The organism is Pseudoalteromonas sp. MM17-2, assembly GCF_022347945.1.
Taxonomy (GTDB): domain Bacteria; phylum Pseudomonadota; class Gammaproteobacteria; order Enterobacterales; family Alteromonadaceae; genus Pseudoalteromonas; species Pseudoalteromonas ruthenica.
Genome location: NZ_JAKRFV010000027.1, coordinates 34449 through 53624, shown reverse-complemented (window position 1 = coordinate 53624; position 19176 = coordinate 34449). Strand labels below are relative to the sequence as shown.

Below are 19176 nucleotides of genomic sequence, written 5' to 3'. Positions count from 1 at the left end.
AGGAAGTGTCTCGGTTACAAGCAGCCTGTCGTTGTGTTCAATGAATTACGCAATGCAGCCTAATTTAGCGAGTGGTGCACTTCGGACTTGAATTCGCGCAGACTGCAAAGGGGCAAAAAAACCTAAAAAGTCTTCACCTTTGCTAGTAGTCAAACCTAAATATTTTTGAAAAAAACTTTTGAAGTGTAAAGCAGTAATCGTTGCTATGCTTTCCTTAGGTACAATATCAGGGCCAAATAAAAAAGTGCGTAAGTCAGTTGGTTTTGATTTTTGTTCCGCCAGCAGCGCATTAAATGTTTTACCTCTCGGGTCGACTCTACCATCCGGCGACTTCACCTTTAGGACATTCGTTTGAAATCGTTTTATGGCACTAATTAACTCAGGTGTTACATAACCATTTACAACTAACCGAGCAAATCGCTGGTTCTGGTAATTTTCTTGGTTATTTCTTACGATTGAACTTGGCACAACCGATGTATGTAGGGCCTTTAGCTGGTCGCAAACGTTTCTTGGTCCTCTTGGGCCTATACTAAAATCCTGTTGGATACCAAGCGCAGAAGCTCGGTTAAGATCAATCTCTTTCTTAAAATAGTCTTTAAGTAATTTTTGTACGAGTGCTACATCTATAGGTTTATTTATGGCTCTTTGGCCTACGGAATTTAAAACCTCTATCTGCTGCTTAAGCTTTTGCATCTATGTTCATCCTTGTCAACGTTGTTTGCTGGGTCTTCGGGAGCTTTCTCCATAAAGCATACTCACCGCAAGAGGCTATAGTAAGATGATGTTAAAAACCTTGTCAAACGTTAAAGCAAATAAGAGAACGCTTTAATGATTATCATCTTGTATAAACTCATAACCGCTCCCTATTCATTTCCTTTTATTAGGCTATTTTTCTTTAATTATCATAGACACTCTTGGGCGAGGTCTTTTTTATTGTCGTGCTTGCTTGTTATACCCGATGGTTATAGCGGATTCAGTTACTTCTTTGGCACACTTAGTGCTGTTTTTTTTATAAAAAAGATGAGTTTTGCAGTGAAGAGCACATCGACAAGCTTTGTTTTTTATAAAGCTAATAACGAATACAACTAATATATTCACCAGATACAAAAAAAGCGCCTTGAGGCGCTTTTTTACTTTAACGAGCTCACCCTTACTTGGTTAAGTCATCAAAGAACTTTTTCACCCCATCGAAGAAACCTTTCTCCTTAGGGCGGTATTTTGAGCTGTCTTTGCCCAAGCTGCTTTCTAACTGCTCAAGTAGCTCGCGTTGCTCACTGTTGAGGTTCACTGGCGTTTCAATCACCACCTTACAGATTAAATCACCGACTGAGCCGGAGCGCACTGACTTGACCCCTTTACCACGCATACGGAACATCTTTCCAGTTTGCGACTCTGCTGGGATTTTCAGCTTAGCACGACCATCTAGCGTCGGTACTTCAATCTCGCCGCCTAACGCTGCTGTGGTAAAGCCGATGGGTACTTCACAGTATAGATTGTTGCCATCGCGAACAAAGATAGGGTGTTCGCGTACACTCACTTGTACATAGAGATCGCCTGCAGGCGCGCCATGAGCACCGGCCTCACCTTCGCCAGCAAGACGAATACGATCGCCAGTATCTACTCCTGGGGGAATTTTCACCGACAATGTTTTGGTGCGCTCTACGCGACCTTGACCATGACAACTATCACAAGGGTCGGAAATAATTTGCCCTGTCCCCTGACAAGTTGGACACGTCTGTTGCACTGCGAAGAAACCTTGGCGCATTTGTACCTGCCCTGCACCATGACAAGTATGACAGGTTTTCGGTTTTGAACCTGGTTTGGCACCTGAGCCATCACAAGGCTCACAGGCCACCCAAGTAGGCACTTTGATTTCGACGTCTTTACCACGCACTGCCTCTTCTAGGCTTAAGTCCATGTTGTAACGTAAATCGGCGCCACGTTGTTGGCGTGACTGACGACGACCGCCGCCAAAGATGTCTCCAAAGACATCCCCGAAGATGTCACCAAAATCGCCTGCGCCACCGCCGAAGCCGCCGTGGCCGCCACCGCCGCCTTGCTCAAATGCTGCATGGCCGAACTGATCATAGGTTTGGCGTTTTTGCTCATCACCGAGGACTTCATAGGCTTCTTTGACTTCTTTGAACTTATTTTCAAGCTCTTTATCGCCGGCAGTACGATCCGGGTGATATTTCATCGCCAGGCGCTTATAAGCCTTTTTAATATCTCGGTCACTGGCGTCCTTTGCTACGCCAAGGACTTCGTAATAATCGCGTTTTGACATATCTACCACTACTGTTAATAAATGCAGCAAGGCTGCAAAGTGAAAAAGGGTTTACCGTTGAGCCTCAGCCATGGCAACCCTCATTCCTAAAATCTACATACACTAAGGGCGCGTCAAGCGATTTCGCCAGCGCGCCCTTACAAAGTTCAAGACTTATTTATTCTCGTCTTTCACTTCTTCAAACTCAGCGTCAACAACATCGTCGTCTTGCTTTGCTTGTGATTGCTGCTGTGCACCGGCATCAGCGCCACCTTGCTGTTGGGCTTTCGCTTGCGCGATTTCCATTAGCTTTTGTGACTTCTCAGCAAGCGCTTGGGTTTTCGCATCGATTTCTTCTTTGCTTTCACCCTTAATCGCAGTTTCAAGTTCCGTTAGCGCACTTTCGATAGCTGTTTTATCTTCTGCCGGTAAATCATCACCCGCTTCTTCGATTTGCTTACGCGTACCGTGTACTAAAGCATCTGCTTGGTTACGTGCAGTCACTAACTCTTCGAACTTTTTATCTTCCTCAGCGTTTGCCTCGGCATCACGTACCATTTTTTCTACTTCATCATCGCTTAGACCTGAAGAAGCTTGGATGGTGATTTTTTGCTCTTTACCTGTGTCTTTATCTTTTGCTGACACATGTAAGATACCATCGGCATCAACATCGAAAGTGACTTCGATTTGCGGCTCGCCGCGACGCGCTGGACGAATACCCTCAAGGTTGAACTGACCAAGCGACTTGTTGTCGGCAGAGCGCTTACGCTCACCTTGCAGTACATGAATGGTTACTGCATTTTGGTTATCTTCCGCTGTTGAGAACGTTTGCGACTTCTTCGTTGGAATGGTCGTGTTTTTCTCGATCAATGCGGTCATCACTTGGCCCATGGTTTCGATACCAAGAGACAGTGGAATGACATCAAGCAGAAGTACGTCTTTCACGTCGCCAGCAAGAACACCACCTTGCACTGCCGCACCCATAGCTACCGCTTCATCCGGGTTTACGTCTTTGCGAGGTTCTTTGCCGAAGAACTCAGTAACCGTTTTCTGCACTAATGGCATACGTGTCTGACCACCCACTAGGATAATGTCATTCACATCACCTACCGATAAATCGGCATCCGCCAGTGCTTTTTTCAATGGCTCGATAGACTTAGTAACAAGATCTTCAACTAATGACTCAAGCTTAGCGCGAGTCAGCTTCACGTTCATGTGCTTAGGACCGCTAGCATCAGCCGTAACATAAGGTAGGTTCACCTCAGTTTGCTGTGCACTTGAAAGCTCAATTTTAGCTTTCTCGGCGGCTTCTTTAACACGCTGCATCGCTAGCGGATCGTTATTAAGCTCAATACCTTGCTCTTTTTTGAACTCTTCTACCAAGTAGTTGATAACGCGGTTATCAAAGTCCTCACCACCTAGGTGCGTGTCACCATTGGTTGCCAGTACTTCGAAGGTGTGCTCGCCTTCTACTTCGTCGATTTCAATGATAGAGATATCAAAAGTACCACCACCGAGGTCATACACGGCAACCACGTTGTCGCCTTTTTTCTTATCCATACCATAAGCAAGCGCAGCGGCCGTTGGCTCGTTAATGATACGCTTAACTTCTAGACCCGCGATACGACCTGCGTCTTTTGTTGCTTGACGCTGTGAATCGTTGAAGTATGCAGGCACAGTGATTACAGCCCCTGTTACTTCTTCACCTAGGTAATCCTCGGCGGTCTTTTTCATTTTCTTCAAGACTTCAGCAGAAATCTGAGGAGCAGCACGCTTTTCGCCTTTTGCTTCGACCCAGGCATCGCCATTGTCTGCTTTAACAATCTTAAACGGCATGATGCCGATATCGCGTTGTACTTCTTCGTCTTCAAAACGACGACCAATTAAACGCTTGATTGCAAATAGTGTGTTAGTCGGGTTGGTTACCGCTTGGCGTTTCGCCGGCTGACCTACTAGCGTTTCACCGTCTTCAGTGAATGCGATAATAGAAGGAGTCGTGCGATCGCCCTCGGCGTTCTCAATTACGCGTGGCTTCTCACCGTCAAGTACTGCTACACACGAGTTAGTAGTACCTAAGTCGATTCCAATAATCTTACCCATGAATCTTCTCCAACTTCAAAATTCTGTTAACGTGTTCGATGACTACTAGATAGGGGCCGCTTTTGTTAATTCAAGCGTCATAATTAAAAAAATTTCGTTTTTTTGTCATTTTTTTCAATTTTCCCCCTCGCCAAGGAAGAATTTGCCGTTAAACTGGTCTGACAAGTTTGATTAAGGTGAGACAGATGACCTTTGATACCCTATTGGCCAGCGTGACTGGCGAGAACCAACAAACGCTCGAATTTCCTGCTTCATGGACACAAGGGCGCACAGCTTTTGGCGGCTTGTCTTGCGCATTAGCCTTGCAATCCATGCTGAAACATTGCGATAGCGACCGTATTTTACGATCGTTTAGTGCGCAATTTATTGGCCCCATTGCTCCAGACACGCCCTTTACCCTGACCTTCCACCATTTACGCGAAGGCAAAAGCTCTAACCAATACAGCGCAACCATTGAGCAGCATGGACAAGTGTGCTTATCTGTCCAAGGATTATTCGCCAAAGACCGCGCCTCCGAGGTTGAAGTGCCAGTGGCCGCTGTGACCGTCCCTAAAGCCGCAGATGCAGAAAACTGCTTACCCTATGTCGAGAATGTCATGCCGGCCTTTTTTCAGCATGTGGACTTAAACCTAACCGAGGGCAATATGCCTTACAGCGGCGCCGAACGCACTGACTTAACAGGCTGGATGCGCTTTAAAGGACAACAGCAGCAGTACGACTGGACCCATGTCATTGCCCTGATTGACAGCTGGCCACCATCGCAATTACAAGCATTTAAGCAACCGGCACCAGCAAGTAGCATGAGTTGGCATGTAGAGTGTTTAACGCTACCTCAATTAGCAGCGTCACAATGGCTAGGCTTGCATGTGCACACCACCGCCGCACATAACGGCTACGCTTACGAAGACGCCACTGTTTACTCTGAGTCAGGGCAGGTGCTTGCTCGCTCTAAACAAACTGTGGCCTTATTTGCTTGATTGGCGCTGAGCATACGATGGCGCGCTGGCAAGCAATGCCTTGTAGCGCGGTGTTTTTTTTAGCTCTGCAAGACCTTGGTTGAAGCGCTCACGCAGCTGTGAATCAGTAAATACCACGTGTCGGGGAGAAGGAGGCCAAAGCGCATGGATGGCAACTTGCTTTGTCTGTTGCCCCTGGCTCATTGCAAAGGTGTGTAAGTAATACTGAAAAATGCGCTTCTCCAACACAATCACATCCACCCACCCCTTCATGAGGTGGTCTATTTGCGCATACTGATTGACTACCTCATCATAACTCAAGGCCTTAGTAATGGCCTTGGCATAGTCAGGTCCAAGGTAGTTTTTGGCATTTTGAAACGCAAGAATGCTTTTACCATGTAAATCACTGAACTGCTCGATGCTGAAGTTATGCTCAGCTAAGCTAATAGCTACATTCTCAAAATACAATAAGGGCTCGCTGTAATAGCCTTCGAGCCCTGACTCTTTCGGAATATTAATCGCGCCGCTAATTTTACCTTGGCGTAACTGCGCCTCAGCACGGCGATTGCTTAAAAAGTGCAATGTTAATGGCCCAAGCTGCGCTTTTTCCAAAGCATGTTTGATAATATCTATCTCAATCCCGTGGTGTCCGTCTTTAAATACATAAGGTGGGATGTAAGCACTGGCGGAGAGCTCCACAGCTTTATCGTCGAGGTTATTGGCAGCATTTGCTGTGCACATAAACATCGTACACAGCATTAGCTTACTGACAGCTAGCCAATTCTTCGTTACCAGACCCCTTGCCATAACCCGTCCTTAGTCACTAGGAATTACATAAAATAAGCGCTATGCTCTAACATTAGCAGTTAACTGGATAAAGTTTGAGAAAACATGCAACTGGCCTGCCCGCAATGTGATCTAGTGGTCGATGTGCCGCGACTCCGAGCCAAACAAGTTGCCCAGTGCCCTCACTGTCACTCGAGCTTAAATGCAAGCAACGTCAATAACGACCCTAAAGTTGTAGCCCTCACCCTGAGTGCCATTATTTTATTATTGAGCTCAGTGTTTTACCCTTTTATTTCGTTCTCCAGTCGAGGCATCACGCAAACTATGACCTTGCCTGATGCCGGACGCATGCTTTTTAACTACGACAGCACCCTGTTAGGGATATTTATTGATATCAGTATCATTATCTTACCCTTAGTGATGCTGTTGTTACTGCTGCCTTTACACTTAGGTTTTTTGCGCACCTTGCCAAAACATTGGGGACGTAAGCTGCTAAAATTGACTCTGGCATTGGATACCTGGGTGATGTCGGAGATTTTCCTCGTCGGCGTATTGGTCAGTATGGTCAAGATAATGTCTATGGCTGACATTACCTTTGGCATTAGCTTTTGGGCCTATGGCGGGTTTGTGCTGACATATATAGGTGCTCTATCTTACGTCAACCGTCCTCGACTGTGGCGACAGATTGCCCCTCATAAAGAGGTCGCCGTTCCACAAGGAGTCAGGGCTATTGATGTCAATCTACGCGCCTGTCATGTTTGCCAGCAACTTACCTACGACAAATTATGCCCACGCTGTCATAGCACTACGCATTATCGCAATATGCAAAGTGTACAAAAAGCCGCTGCCTGGCTGGTGACGTCGGTACTGTTGTACATTCCTGCCAATGTACTGCCTATCATGTATACCACTAGCTTGGGAGACAGAGAGCCATCAACGCTAATTGGCGGCGTAATACTGTTGTGGCAAAGTGGTTCATACCCCATCGCTTCGATTATCTTCCTGGCCAGTGTGGTGGTGCCATTTGCTAAAGCATTGGTGCTTGCGACCTTGTGCGTGATGGTTTACCGCCAAGCCAGTCGCCGCTCTATGGTGTACACTCGGCTATATCAGGTTACTGAATTTATTGGCAAATGGTCGATGATTGATGTATTTGTTGTTGCTATCTTGGTAGCCTTAGTACAGCTAGGCAACCTGATGTTGGTCGAACCCGGGTTGGGCGCGTTATGTTTCGCAGCGATGGTTATTTGCCAAATGATGGCGGCCCATGCTTTTGATCCACGTTTGATTTGGGATCCCCCTGAAAAAGTGAAGAGAGTCGTGAATGAGTAATACTGCGCGCATTAAAACGGCGCCTAAACTGTCCCCTATTTGGCTGATCCCTATCATCGCCCTGTTTGTTGGTGCATGGATGTTACTGCAACACCAACTCTCACAAGGGCAAACTATTTACATCAAAATGCCCCATGCTGAGGGCATCGTTGCGGGTAAAACAGAAATCAAAGTTCGCAGTGTAAAAATAGGCACTGTCGATGCAATTCGATTGGCGTCAAGCCGCGACCATGTCATCGCCCGAGCTCAAGTAGATAACCATTACGATAACTTACTCACTGAAGATGCAAAAATATGGGTGGTTAAACCGCGCGTGGATGAAAGTGGAGTCACCGGCTTTAGTACTTTATTTTCAGGCGTTTATTTAGAATTCGCTCCCGGCGAGAGCAAGCAGCTTACCGAGCGCTTTGAATTGCAAGAGGAACCTGCGCTGATTGCCAATGATGTCAAAGGCGGGCGTTACAAGTTAATCAGCCGAGATGCTGAAGTGCTTGAAGTGGGCACAGGAGTTTACTTCAAAGGGTATAAAATCGGCCAAATCGAAACTGCCAATTTTGATTGGCAACAACAAGTGATGCGTTACGGTTTATTTATTAATGCGCCGTACGAAAACCTAGTGACATTGAACACGGTCTTTTGGGTTAATTCAGGACTCGAATTTGACCTATCCGCTGATGGCATCAACGTCAAAACAGGGTCAATCGCGAAAATGCTAAAGGGAGGTATTTCGCTGGCCACCCCGGAGGGCGATCCTCCAGGAGCAGTCGCCAAGCAAGACCACACTTTTAGCCTAAGTGATAGCTATAAAGCTGCGTTAGAGCAGCGATTTTATGATTACCAGCACTACCTCATTGAGTTTGAGCAGTCTATTCGTGGCCTACGAGAGGGGGCGCCGGTCGAATACAGGGGCATGCGCATAGGCACTGTCGAGCAAGTTCCAGCTGAGGTTATGATTGATGGTCGCCCTGCTCACTTTAGCAATACCAGCAATGCCGTTCCGGTACTTATACGTATCGAGTATGGACGCCTGTACCGCGACTCAGCACAAGCGAGGGAGTTTTGGCAATCTCATGTTGATGAGCTCCTGCAACAAGGACTTAAAGCTTCTTTGAAGCCTGGTAACCTGCTTACTGGCGCCGTTTACGTTGATTTTGATATCTATCCTGATAGTGAATTGGTCGGCTTAACACAACGCGGCGACTACACTGTTTTCCCCAGTACCTCCAGCGGCATCACGGTGCTGGCCAACCAAGTTAATGATGTGCTCAATAAGGTTAAAGGCCTTCGTATAGAAGAAAGTTTGGCTCAGTTTGAAAGCACCATGGCCCGTTATGAAACGCTTGCTGTGGATATGCGCCAGTTCATGAGCGACCCGAGTATGAAAGCGCTGCCCAAAGAGTTTACCCAAGATATGGCAGATATTAGTCAAAGTATGCGCCAATTTGAGCAAAGCATGGAGCAATTTGAGGTGACCATGGCGAGCTTCCAAAATGGTTCGAAAATGTATCAACAAATGCAGTCTTCACTTGAGCAAATGCAGCGCCTAATGGATGAACTGCAGCCCCTATCGAAAGGGTTAAAGGAGCAACCTAATATGTTGATCTTTGATAAAGAGCTGCCTGCTGATCCGCTGCCAAGGAGTGATAACTAATGGTTCGACTTATTTTATTACTGATACTGGCATTGCTGATACAAGGCTGCGCAGGAGACTCGCGAACTAGCAATATCCGCTACTACCAGTTAGATAGCGCGCTGTTTAATAACAACCTGCTACGCACCAATGAGCAGACCCAACACCTATTGCGTTTAAGCCCTATCAGTTTACGCGGAAACCTTAATAACCGTGCCATGGTGGTACGACGCTCACCGCAAGAAATATACAGTGCTAATTACCATTTTTGGGCCGATAGCCCAGCACTCATGCTCGAAAGTAGCGCCCAGTTGCAGCTAATGGCCACATTAGAGCAAGTGCTGGTCGTCAAAGGGGCTGATGTCTATGCCGAGCAGCTGCAGTCATCGTTTTATCAACTCGATATCGACATCGACCATTTTAACGGCGGCCTCGATAACAATGCAGAAATAGCAGGCTTGTGGCGTTTATCTCGAGTTGATGAGAAAGGTAAATTACACGTACTTAGTATGGCGCGCTTTAGCCAAAGCGAGCCGCTGGCACAAGATGGCTACGCTGCTTTGGCATCCGCCCTGAGTAAAGCATGGCAAGCCAGCTTGAAAGAGATTGCTAACGCCCTTCCTCAGCACTTTAATCAAGACTAAATCAAACACATAAAAAAGGCTCCCATGGGAGCCTTTTCTGCACGTTATTATCCAGTAAACTACTGCTGCCAGCTGATTTGCTTTTGGAAGTCAGCCACCGATTCCACCTTGGTTTGCTCAGGTAAGTCAGCGAAGTCCTTGTCGGCAAATTTACTGCCACGAAGCTGCACGTTGAGCCTTGCGGCTTCTGGGTTCATCATCGTTTGCTGGTAGAATGCTTGAATGTCTGCAAGCGTCAGTTGCTCGACCGCCGCAATCAGTTGGCTACGGCTGTTGAAATCAAACTGTTCGCGATACCAATCGGTAATAAGCCGTCCAAGTTCATCTTTTAGATTTTTTGGCTGCTCTTTGAGCGCCACGAGAGTGGCATTTTTGAGCTGCGCAAACGTCGCCTCATCCATCTCATTAAGCTCTTGTTGATATTGTTGCTTGAAGCTATCAAAACGGGCCTGCATTGCCTTCGGACCTTTGACCGGGGTCTGAATAAACAACCCTATGGCGGCATAGTCCTCAAGTGGACGGGCGATAGCACCGACGGCGTAAGCCAGCTGCTCTTCAGTGCGCAGTTTATCAAAGGCCACTGTGCGGAAGTGCCCCTGTAATACCGCAGCCGCAGCTTTTTGCGCATAACCTGGGGTCGGGTGATAAACCATATCAATAATAGCGACATCAGCCACCTCTATGTCTTTATGAACAACATAGGTTTCGCCCTGCTTAGGTTGCCAAGACTGAGAACGCGTATACTGGCTATCTTCTTTTTGCGTCGGCAGTGCCTGAGTAATATTTTTGGCAATAACGTCAATACTGCTTTGATCATAGTTACCAAAAGCAAATACCCGCACTGTGTTATGCGTCAACACTTGGTTCATCAATTGCTCTAAGTCCGCGACCGTAAGTGATTGCGCTTTGGCAATTAGTGCCTCGGTGTCGTAACTGCCAGAGCGAACTAGGTTGGAGTACTCATCAAACGCTTGGTAAAAAGGAAATTGCTGCTGCGCATTGTTTAGTGCTCGTACATAGCGGTCAACGGCTTGATTAAATGCTTGTTCATCGACTTCAACCTGCAAGTTGCTTAGCGCTTCACTCAATAACTCTGGCTGTTTATCGGTGAACCCGCCGACAGTGAGGGTAAACCCGTTACCAGGGTCCATGCCTACCGACATGCCAGCAATAGAGGCCTCGGTTGCCAACGCGGTTTGCGACAAATTGTATAAATCGGCCCACAAATTCATTAACACCTTCGCAGCCATGTTGTTTTGTGGCGCTGGTGAATTAACATACACCTCGACCAACCCCTTAGGCTGCTCAGCAAAATGTTGGCTCGGCTGCTGCCAAATCTTGATACCGTTTTTATCGTAGCTCACAACCGGTTTGGTTTGCGCTGCGTAGCCACGGGTTTTGATATCAAAATGCTGTGGCAGCAGACGATTAACGCTGGGTAAAGACAAAGCAAACTCGCTTGCTTGCTGCCAACTTGCTTGCTCTTCGCTGCTGATATCTTCAATGCGGTATTCGCCGTCGTAAAAGTGCAGTTGACTATCGGTTTGCTCTTGCTGAGAAATATACCAAACTCGCAAGGTCTCGCCGTTAAGCTGTGCCAGCACATCCTGCACTGCCTGCGGATTAAACTCACCATAATAGTAAGGCGCGTTAATTGCGTTGGTGAGCGGATAATCCTGCATGCTTTGCGTTAACGAAGAAACATAACTAAATTCATCGCTTTTCTCTAAGAACTGAAACTGATTATTCAGCGACGTTCGAATTTCGTCGAAGTACTTCTCATCAACACCATTTTCCTTGATAAGCTCAATGTAACGCATAACCGTAGCAACGATTTGTTCGCGGTTTTGCATCCCTGCATCTGTCAGTTCAATATCCACTGACAACGCGCCATAATTGCCGTACATATTCGCTGATGCATTGGCACTCAATTGTGAGACCCAGCCCTTATCACGCAGTATTTGCGCTGGAGAGCCTGGCATTTCATTGCTAAGTAAGTAGGCCACAAAGCGGTTCGGCTTAAGGGCAAACTTATCCATGTTATTTTTAATCGTGAAATCAAGCTTCAACTGTTTCACATCTTCATTGGGCTTATAGTAAATACGTTTGCCACCAGCCTGATCAAAATCCAGTTCAGCATTCACTTGAGGCTCATCAATGTTTTTATTTTCGATATTAGCGAAATATTGCTTCGCTAGCTGGCGCATTTCATTGAGTGGGCGATTGGAGATCATCGCCACTTTCATTATATTCGCGGAGTAATACTGGTTATAGAAATCAACCGTTTCTTGGTGTAATGAGCTCCCTTCTTTATCGCCCAACGTCTCTAAATTACCAATAAGGAAGCGGTTTGCTGGGTGCTCACCCATCATTTTACGCGCGAGTTTAAACTGCCCGAAAAAGTCCATTTCTCGGCGCATCGACCACTCAGCATTGACCGCATTTTTCTCTTTATCTGTGTACTCAGGGTACAGCTTTGGCGATTTGAAAAAGTCACTAAAACGGTCAAGCCCCTCTGCGTAGGCATCGTTATTCACTTTGAACATATAGTTAGTGATATCGAGCCAGGTATAAGCGTTATGAGCACCGCCGTTTTTGGTCATAAAGTCACTGTAGCCCTTGGTATCGGGGTAGCGTTCAGTGCCTAAAAACAGCATATGTTCGAGATAATGCGCCATGCCTTGTTGCGACATGGGGTCGTGCAAAAGCCCGACGCCCACGCTTAACGCCGCCGCAGATTTCTCAGCACTGGGGTCTGAAACCAGCACCACATCAATGCCATTGTCCAACGTCAGTGTCTCATAGGCCCGCTTGTCGTTAGGGCTAACGACTAAGTTTTCCGGGATCAATTGCTGAGCCAGTTCGCTTTGTAAAGGCGCCGATGTACTTTTACAACCAGCCAGTACGGCGAGGCTCAGGGCACTCAGTGCTAATGTCTTTTTCATGAATTTGTCTCTTATAAGTGGACGTTTTCTTTTATGATCAAAAATCACTGATGAAAATGCAATGAAAAAGCTATCAAGTTTGTAACAATGTATGAAAACACTGACTATCTTTGCTGGCACTCGAATAATGAAAGTAATTCAGGTATGGTCTGGGATGTGTATAAATAATAACGAGTAATGGGAGATTAACGTGCACCAATGGCTTATTTTGGCAATGTTCGCGCAAGTACTGTTAACCCTTGTGGTGATGGTAATAATGGGGCGACGTCGTTTTGCTGCCGCACGCAACAAACAAATTAAAATGCAGCAATTTGCCACTATGGATCTCGACAACGCCCCGGAATCAGTGCAAGTGGCTGGGCGTAACTTTATTAATCAATTCGAAATCCCAGTTTTATTTTATGTTGCTGTGCTCACTGCATTAATTACACAAACCACCGGCTACGCTTTCACCGCCTTGGCTTGGGGTTTTGTACTACTGCGCCTTGCGCACACTGTGGTCCATATTAGTAGTAACCACCTAAAAACACGTTACTACCTCTTTTTGTTTGGTTGCATCACCGTGCTGGCGATGTGGATCATGTTAGTGTTGCGCATGCTTTAGTACCCGCCCAAGAAACGGCGCGCTATCGATACTATAGCACGCCGACTAGGCTTGTCTTACGCACGGCGCCAGCGAGTCAATAAGCTCAGGGGTAACAACCACCAAAATGCACCTGAGCTTGAATCATCACCTGACTCGACAGGTTCATCAATTAATGTATTTTCAACCGGAGTCAGGTTTGCCGCCGAATTGGGGTCATCATCAATGACAATAACGTCGTTAACAATAACTAGATTGTTTGCCGTTAGCTCAGCGCCTTGCTGGCATTCGTCAGTACTGTAATCAACGACCGGCGTGCTGGAACACGTAGGCAGTGCATTAATGGCTTTAACAACCTCCATCCCCTCACCGATGACCTGACCAAACACCGTGAATCCACCGTTTTGCAGATCTAAGTTACTACTGTTATCGGCGACATTGAAAAACCACTGACTTGACGCGCTGTTAGCGTTGCCACTGCGTTTAGCCATGGCGATGGTGCCAGCAACATTGGATAGCACAGGCTCATTATCTACCGTCCCCTGGGATTCAATGGCCACGGCCCCGCCATCGTAAATAAACCCGCCGCCCTGAACAATAAAATCCTGCTCGGAGCGATGCAGATAACTAAACTGATAATCGCCACGCTCAACATAACCTAGAAAATTAGCCACTGTTTTTGGTGTATGCTGATCAAAAAGGTTAATTTGAATGCTGCCTTGGGAGGTTTGCATTTCAACGATAGTCGCGTGAACAGGTTGCGCAAGAGTAAGCCCCGCTGCGACCAGACCAAAGCCAATAAGTTTATTCATGGGATTTCCTATATTGTTGTTTTGAGCCACTTTACATTGACTCAAGCCATGCTTCCATGAGGCACAGTGAATAACAACAAATTGATACCTGGGGGTAAAACCCAGTTACAAATTGGTTAACAACATATAACTATAAAGTATCTTTTTGAGATTTTTTAAAACAGATTCGACTTATCAAACGACCAAGAGTTCTCTAGTATGTGCATATCATTTGAGCAGCTAAAAACAACAACTATGGATAACAGCAACAACCTCATTTGCGACTTTGGTGTCCACAAGGGCGAGTCGTACCGCCAAGTGCCTGCATCGTTTTTAAACTGGATGGTTGGTGTCAATCATCATCAAGCACCCGTAGCACGTGCTGAGTTACGCCGTCGTGAACAAGCGGCACTGGCCAGCGTCTCGTCTTATGCAAGCCAGCACAGTGAGTTAACTGGCTGATCTGTTGCGGCTGAGCCCGGTTGCTTCAACAAATATCTTAACTGGGGGATAAACAGGCAGATTTGCACAGTCCGTCTCAGACTAGTGAAATTGTCATAAAATTTAATTAAAATCAGGCGCAACGATAATCGCCGATAGGAATCCCCTGTGCGCCTAATTACTCTTTCAGTGCTTACACTGCTCAGTGCATGCTCTGCCTCCACGCCGACACCCGAGCCACACTCTGACTCCGCACAAGCGCACTATATTAGTGTGTTTCATACTAACGATCACCATGGCCGCTTTTGGCATAACGATAAGGGTGAATACGGTATGGCCGCGCGCGCAACATTACTAAAACAATTGCGCGCGCAAGCTAAACAACGAGGCGATACCGTGCTGTTGCTCTCAGGGGGAGATATCAATACTGGTATTCCTGAGTCTGACTTACAACACGCGGAACCTGATTTTAAAGCCATGACGTTGTTAGGCTACGATGCCATGGCCATTGGCAATCATGAGTTTGATAACCCATTAGCGGTATTAGACAAGCAGCAGCGTTGGGTCGACTTTCCGTTGCTGAGCGCAAATATTATCGATAAACGCAATGGCGAGCCTGCTTACACTCCTTATACGCTGTTACAAAGAGATAATCTAAATATCGCTATTTTAGGCCTGACCACCACCGACACCGCGAAGATTGCGAACCCTGATTTTATCGGTAATTTTGATTTTATTGAGCCTGCAACCGCGACCAAAAACATACTTCCTAAAATTGAGCGTCGCAACCCTGATATCGTTATTGCCGTCACGCACATGGGCCACTACAGCAATGCTCAACACGGCATTAACGCGCCCGGCGATGTAACCTTGGCTCGCAACTTACCCAAAGGGGCGGTGGATATGATCATCGGCGGCCATTCCCAAGAACCAGTGTGCATGGCGGCACAGAACAGCAACAATGATGATTACCGCCCAGGCATGCCCTGCCAGCCAGATAATCAAAACGGTATTTGGATCATGCAAGCCCATGAATGGGGCAAGTATGTGGGTCATGCTCGATTTAAACTGCTAGGTGAAGAGTTGACTCTTGAAAGCTACGAGCTGATCCCAGTAAACCTTAAAGATGCGACCGGTGAATGGGTCGGTGATTACATCAACAAAGACCAAGAAATGCTCGACTTTTTAACTCCTTATCAGCAAAAAGGCCAAGAAAAGTTAAGCGTGACTTTAGGGCATACCGAAGTTCACCTTCAAGGCGACAGAAACAAAGTTCGCTTTGGACAGACGAATTTAGGACAGCTGATCACCCAAGCTCAAATGAATCATGTCGATGCTGATTTTGCAGTCATTAGTGGCGGCGGTATTCGTGACTCAATCAGCCGAGGAGATATCGATTACAAAGATATTCTCCGTGTACACCCGTTTAAAAACCGCATTGGCTACATTGAATTTAGTGGTCGTGAGGCTTTTGCATACATCAGTAAAGTCGCATCATACCCTGTTGATTCTGGCGCCTATGCCCACTTCAACCAAGTGGCGCCGGTGTGCGAGGGGGATGAATTGGTATCAGTGCGCATTGACGGTCAGCCGTTACAGCTAGATAAGACCTATCGTATGAGTATCAATAGCTACAATGCGGCAGGTGGCGATGGCTATCCGCGTTTGAACACCGACACCCGCTTCGTTGACACTGGCGACTCAGATGCCAGTATTTTGAGCAACTATGTAAGCAAGCACAGCCCAATTAAGGCAATGAAAGTGCCTCATCCGGTTACTTGCCAATAACCTCAAAATCATCGTCATTGATGGCCCTAAGCCCATAGTGATGGACACGCGAGCGTGACCCTTCACCATGGGCTTTAGGCGGAAAATAAGGTTCTTTATCTTGCGAGTCTGCTGCAAACACTTCATCCAGTGCAGCACGAATTTCACTCAGCGTTTTCTCTAAACTATTGCCAAAGTTGGGGCGCTTTCTAATCGTGTGTCCTAAATCGATAAGGCGGCCAAAATACTTATGAGCCAAATCCAATAGCTCTTGTGGCACCTCTTTATTTTGATTTAACGTCACCTCAGGGTATTCAATGCCAAACTCCAACAGCGCCAGATAAAAACAAAGGGGCTTGTTCGCCAATTGCACCTGCCTGCCCTGCTCACCATAGCGTAAGCTTTTATCCGCTAAATCAATAAGTAGGCGCTTTCGCTCAAGTATCGGCGTCCCCGCTTCTCGCGCTTTATCTAATTTGCTTTGGAGGGTTTTAAACCACGCTCGCATGGCGACAGACAGCAGCAGCACGATGAGTATAGGCCAAGGGCTCAATAGCTGGGCTAGAGGCATCACCGCTGGTGACAGCGTCACGGTGAACGTTTCCCCACCTGTGCGAACGAGGTTGAAGCTCTCAAGATTGCTTGTCTCATTCCCGATCGTAGTACCCGCTATTGCATGCACTTGAATTGCGTAACCTTGTGATGCGAGGTGAGTGTTGAGCTGCTTGAGATAATGCACCACGCGTTTGCGATCGCCCGGTACCTCCAACAACCTATTGGGTAGTCCAATGTATTGAGCATCCAGGGCGATGCGTGTTTTGACATGGGCTATCGCTTGTTGCTGTTGATGATGCCAGCTATTCATTGCCCCCACTGCGTAACTGCAGTAAGCGATAACCATAGCCAAACATGCAAATAATACCGTGGCGATATTGGCATTAAAGCGCCGAACCCAGCTGTGCACATGCTTTAGCAACGCAACTTTAATCGCTCTCACAGCGGCTCTCCTTGAAATGTTGCGGGTGCCGAATCACTGCATTGCCAATAAGGTTTGGCTTGTTTAAAGTACTGTGTCGATTGCTCTTCTGCTTGGCTTAAAATAGCGCCCTGAATAGCGCAGGCTAAGTCAGGATTGTCGCTGGCTTGGCGTAAAAACCAATGGCTACCACTGATATTGTCACTGATTGCGGTTATATAGTTTGCAGAAAAGCGCTCGTTATCTGCTTGTTGCCAATAAGAACTAATGATATCCACTTCACCTAGCGCTAACTTATCTCGCAACGCACTGTGCGAGTTCACAAAAGTGATATTCAGGCTATTCATATTAATATCCAGCTCCTTGAACACCTGCTTGGGCATAATGTGACCGGAGCGACTGGTGGGATATTCAATTAAGCCAATGCGCTTATCAAGAAAGTAGCTTTTCTCTAAGCGCGGCTTTTCTTTACTAGCAATAAAGTAGGCCGTGTATGAAGGATACCCGACTAGCGGTGAGTAGCCATAGGTTTCATGGGCGGTAAAGGCACTGAAGAGGTTTTCCTTGGCTAGGATTAGATCCGCTAAACCTTTTCCCAGCACATTCACCTCAAACTCAGAAGAGCCTCCCCAAAAAGCTTGGACAGCGCCGTATTGCTTAGACACAGTGGTGTCACCACATAGCGATTGAGCCAATCGTATGACGACATTTTCGCTTGGGGCAAACAACGTAAGCTGCGTTTTATTTTCTGGCTGGGTGGTATTACAACTGTAGTGAGTCGCTATAACATTACCCAGTTGTGTGGTTGCCAGGGTAAAACGCATTGTTCCGATAAGGTAACTAGTTAACGCCAGTACCATTAATGTAACCAGGATAAGCGCAGTGTCACGTCTGTTAAATATGCTTGTCACGGGCTTTTGTGCTGCTTTTATTGAATTCAATTACTATTTCAACAATTATAATTACTTATTGCAATAGGTAATTTTATTTATAAACCATAAGCTATTGTTTTACATGCTTTATTAACAAGTAATTATGAATCCCATCAAGTCCTGTTTTTTCGCTTAAAAATCCGGACAATTTGCCTTCACTTAAGCAAGCCAGTAACGTGACAACAACAATGAGTTTACAGTTCAATTATACGCATCTGAGCAAATTGCCGCTTATTTGCACCCTCGCTTTTGTTAGTTTTTTCGCAACGAAAGTGAGCGCTTGGGGCGCCAACGGTCACCGTATTGTAGGAGCCATTGCTGAGCACCATTTGGATGCTGATGCAAAGCAACAGGTGTCTACCATTTTAGCTGGCCACAGTATGGCCAGAGTCAGTACTTGGGCTGATGAAATGCGCTCTTCCCCCGATACATTCTGGCAAAAACAGGCCAGCCCTTGGCATTACATTAATATCGACTCCGTTGAGGAATTTACACACCAGCACTTCTCAGCAAAAGAACACAAGCATGATGTAAAAGACGCTTATACTGCCATCCTAACGGCTATGAAGGCACTGCGCTCACCAAAAACAAGCCAACAACAGCAGCAATTCTATTTGCGTTTTTTAATTCATATTATTGGCGATATTCACCAACCTATGCATGTCGGTAATGCCGAGGACCGAGGCGGTAACCGCATCGATGTCACCTTCTTTCGTGAGCAAACCAATTTACATCGTTTATGGGATACCGACCTTGTTGAGAGCCAAAAGCTGTCATATTCCGAATACGCAGACTTCCTATGCTGCGTTGATACCAAGGCAATCAATAAAGACCTGGATATTAAAAAGTGGCTCATTGAGTCTCACCACTTAGCGCAAGACATTTACGCCAATACCGGTGAGCAAGTCAGCTACGACTACTTATTTACCTATCGTCCAGTGATGGAGCAACAACTGCAGCGTGCGGGTGTACGCCTAGCGGCCGTGCTTAACGCGCTATACGGACAACAATAGACCGAATTAATAACAAT

The 19176-nt window shown here is 46.5% G+C and carries 16 protein-coding genes; 8 read left to right on the top strand and 8 right to left on the bottom strand.

Features of this window, described 5'->3' with window-relative positions:
• Positions 1-45: 45 nt before the first annotated feature.
• The 3 genes from MHM93_RS17630 to dnaK all read right to left on the bottom strand — a co-directional run bounded on the left by MHM93_RS17630 (position 46) and on the right by dnaK (position 4363).
• Positions 46-693, bottom strand: coding sequence for a hypothetical protein (locus tag MHM93_RS17630; RefSeq protein WP_239450033.1), 648 nt, complete (start codon positions 691-693; stop codon positions 46-48).
• A gap of 457 nt (positions 694-1150) precedes the next feature.
• Positions 1151-2284 carry a molecular chaperone DnaJ gene (gene dnaJ / locus MHM93_RS17625; protein ID WP_022945190.1) on the bottom strand — a complete coding sequence of 378 codons (1134 nt, stop codon included), beginning with the start codon at positions 2282-2284 and terminating at the stop codon, positions 1151-1153.
• A gap of 153 nt (positions 2285-2437) precedes the next feature.
• Positions 2438-4363, bottom strand: coding sequence for a molecular chaperone DnaK (gene dnaK / locus MHM93_RS17620; protein ID WP_239450032.1), 1926 nt, complete (start codon positions 4361-4363; stop codon positions 2438-2440).
• Between the two features lie 185 nt (positions 4364-4548).
• Between dnaK and MHM93_RS17615 the strand changes: the two genes are divergently transcribed.
• Positions 4549-5340 (top strand): thioesterase family protein, encoded by a 792-nt coding sequence (locus MHM93_RS17615; protein WP_045979902.1) that lies wholly within the window; start codon positions 4549-4551, stop codon positions 5338-5340.
• On the opposite strand, the gene MHM93_RS17610 is transcribed toward MHM93_RS17615, so the two are convergent.
• On the bottom strand, positions 5329-6126 hold the full coding sequence (locus MHM93_RS17610; protein ID WP_239450031.1) for a transporter substrate-binding domain-containing protein: 798 nt from the start codon (positions 6124-6126) through the stop codon (positions 5329-5331). The genes MHM93_RS17615 and MHM93_RS17610 overlap by 12 nt on opposite strands.
• Before the next feature lie 84 nt (positions 6127-6210).
• Here MHM93_RS17610 and MHM93_RS17605 point away from each other — a divergent pair, with 84 nt between their 5' ends.
• Genes MHM93_RS17605 through MHM93_RS17595 form a run of 3 tightly spaced genes read left to right on the top strand, consistent with a single transcriptional unit; the run spans position 6211 to position 9711 of the window.
• Entirely contained in the window at positions 6211-7437 is a 1227-nt protein-coding gene (locus MHM93_RS17605) for a PqiA/YebS family transporter subunit (RefSeq protein WP_130146958.1), read from the top strand.
• Positions 7430-9088 (top strand): intermembrane transport protein PqiB, encoded by a 1659-nt coding sequence (pqiB, locus tag MHM93_RS17600; protein ID WP_239450030.1) that lies wholly within the window; start codon positions 7430-7432, stop codon positions 9086-9088. Before MHM93_RS17605 ends, pqiB begins: the two co-directional genes overlap by 8 nt.
• Positions 9088-9711 (top strand): PqiC family protein, encoded by a 624-nt coding sequence (locus tag MHM93_RS17595; protein ID WP_239450029.1) that lies wholly within the window; start codon positions 9088-9090, stop codon positions 9709-9711. The genes pqiB and MHM93_RS17595 overlap by 1 nt, the downstream gene beginning before the upstream one ends.
• A 59-nt stretch (positions 9712-9770) precedes the next feature.
• On the opposite strand, the gene MHM93_RS17590 is transcribed toward MHM93_RS17595, so the two are convergent.
• Positions 9771-12656 (bottom strand): insulinase family protein, encoded by a 2886-nt coding sequence (locus MHM93_RS17590; RefSeq protein ID WP_239450028.1) that lies wholly within the window; start codon positions 12654-12656, stop codon positions 9771-9773.
• Positions 12657-12846: 190 nt separating this feature from the next.
• Here MHM93_RS17590 and MHM93_RS17585 point away from each other — a divergent pair, with 190 nt between their 5' ends.
• Positions 12847-13260, top strand: a complete 414-nt coding sequence (locus MHM93_RS17585) for an MAPEG family protein (RefSeq protein ID WP_022945198.1) — start codon at positions 12847-12849, stop codon at positions 13258-13260.
• A 56-nt stretch (positions 13261-13316) separates the two neighbouring features.
• On the opposite strand, the gene MHM93_RS17580 is transcribed toward MHM93_RS17585, so the two are convergent.
• Positions 13317-14051, bottom strand: coding sequence for a peptidylprolyl isomerase (locus MHM93_RS17580; protein WP_239450027.1), 735 nt, complete (start codon positions 14049-14051; stop codon positions 13317-13319).
• Positions 14052-14249: 198 nt separating this feature from the next.
• Between MHM93_RS17580 and MHM93_RS17575 the strand changes: the two genes are divergently transcribed.
• On the top strand, positions 14250-14492 hold the full coding sequence (locus MHM93_RS17575; RefSeq protein ID WP_343224178.1) for a hypothetical protein: 243 nt from the start codon (positions 14250-14252) through the stop codon (positions 14490-14492).
• 147 nt (positions 14493-14639) lie between these two features.
• Complete coding sequence (gene ushA / locus MHM93_RS17570; RefSeq protein WP_239450026.1) at positions 14640-16259, top strand: bifunctional UDP-sugar hydrolase/5'-nucleotidase UshA; 1620 nt, start codon at positions 14640-14642, stop codon at positions 16257-16259.
• Here ushA and MHM93_RS17565 read toward each other — a convergent pair.
• Positions 16246-17235, bottom strand: a complete 990-nt coding sequence (locus MHM93_RS17565) for a hypothetical protein (RefSeq protein WP_239450025.1) — start codon at positions 17233-17235, stop codon at positions 16246-16248. The genes ushA and MHM93_RS17565 overlap by 14 nt on opposite strands.
• The gene (locus tag MHM93_RS17560; protein ID WP_239450024.1) at positions 17232-18074 is read right to left on the bottom strand and encodes a phosphate/phosphite/phosphonate ABC transporter substrate-binding protein; all 843 of its coding nucleotides are present in this window, start codon (positions 18072-18074) and stop codon (positions 17232-17234) included. The genes MHM93_RS17565 and MHM93_RS17560 overlap by 4 nt, the downstream gene beginning before the upstream one ends.
• Positions 18075-18334: 260 nt before the next feature.
• Here MHM93_RS17560 and MHM93_RS17555 point away from each other — a divergent pair, with 260 nt between their 5' ends.
• Positions 18335-19159, top strand: coding sequence for a S1/P1 nuclease (locus MHM93_RS17555; RefSeq protein WP_239450023.1), 825 nt, complete (start codon positions 18335-18337; stop codon positions 19157-19159).
• Positions 19160-19176: the final 17 nt, after the last annotated feature.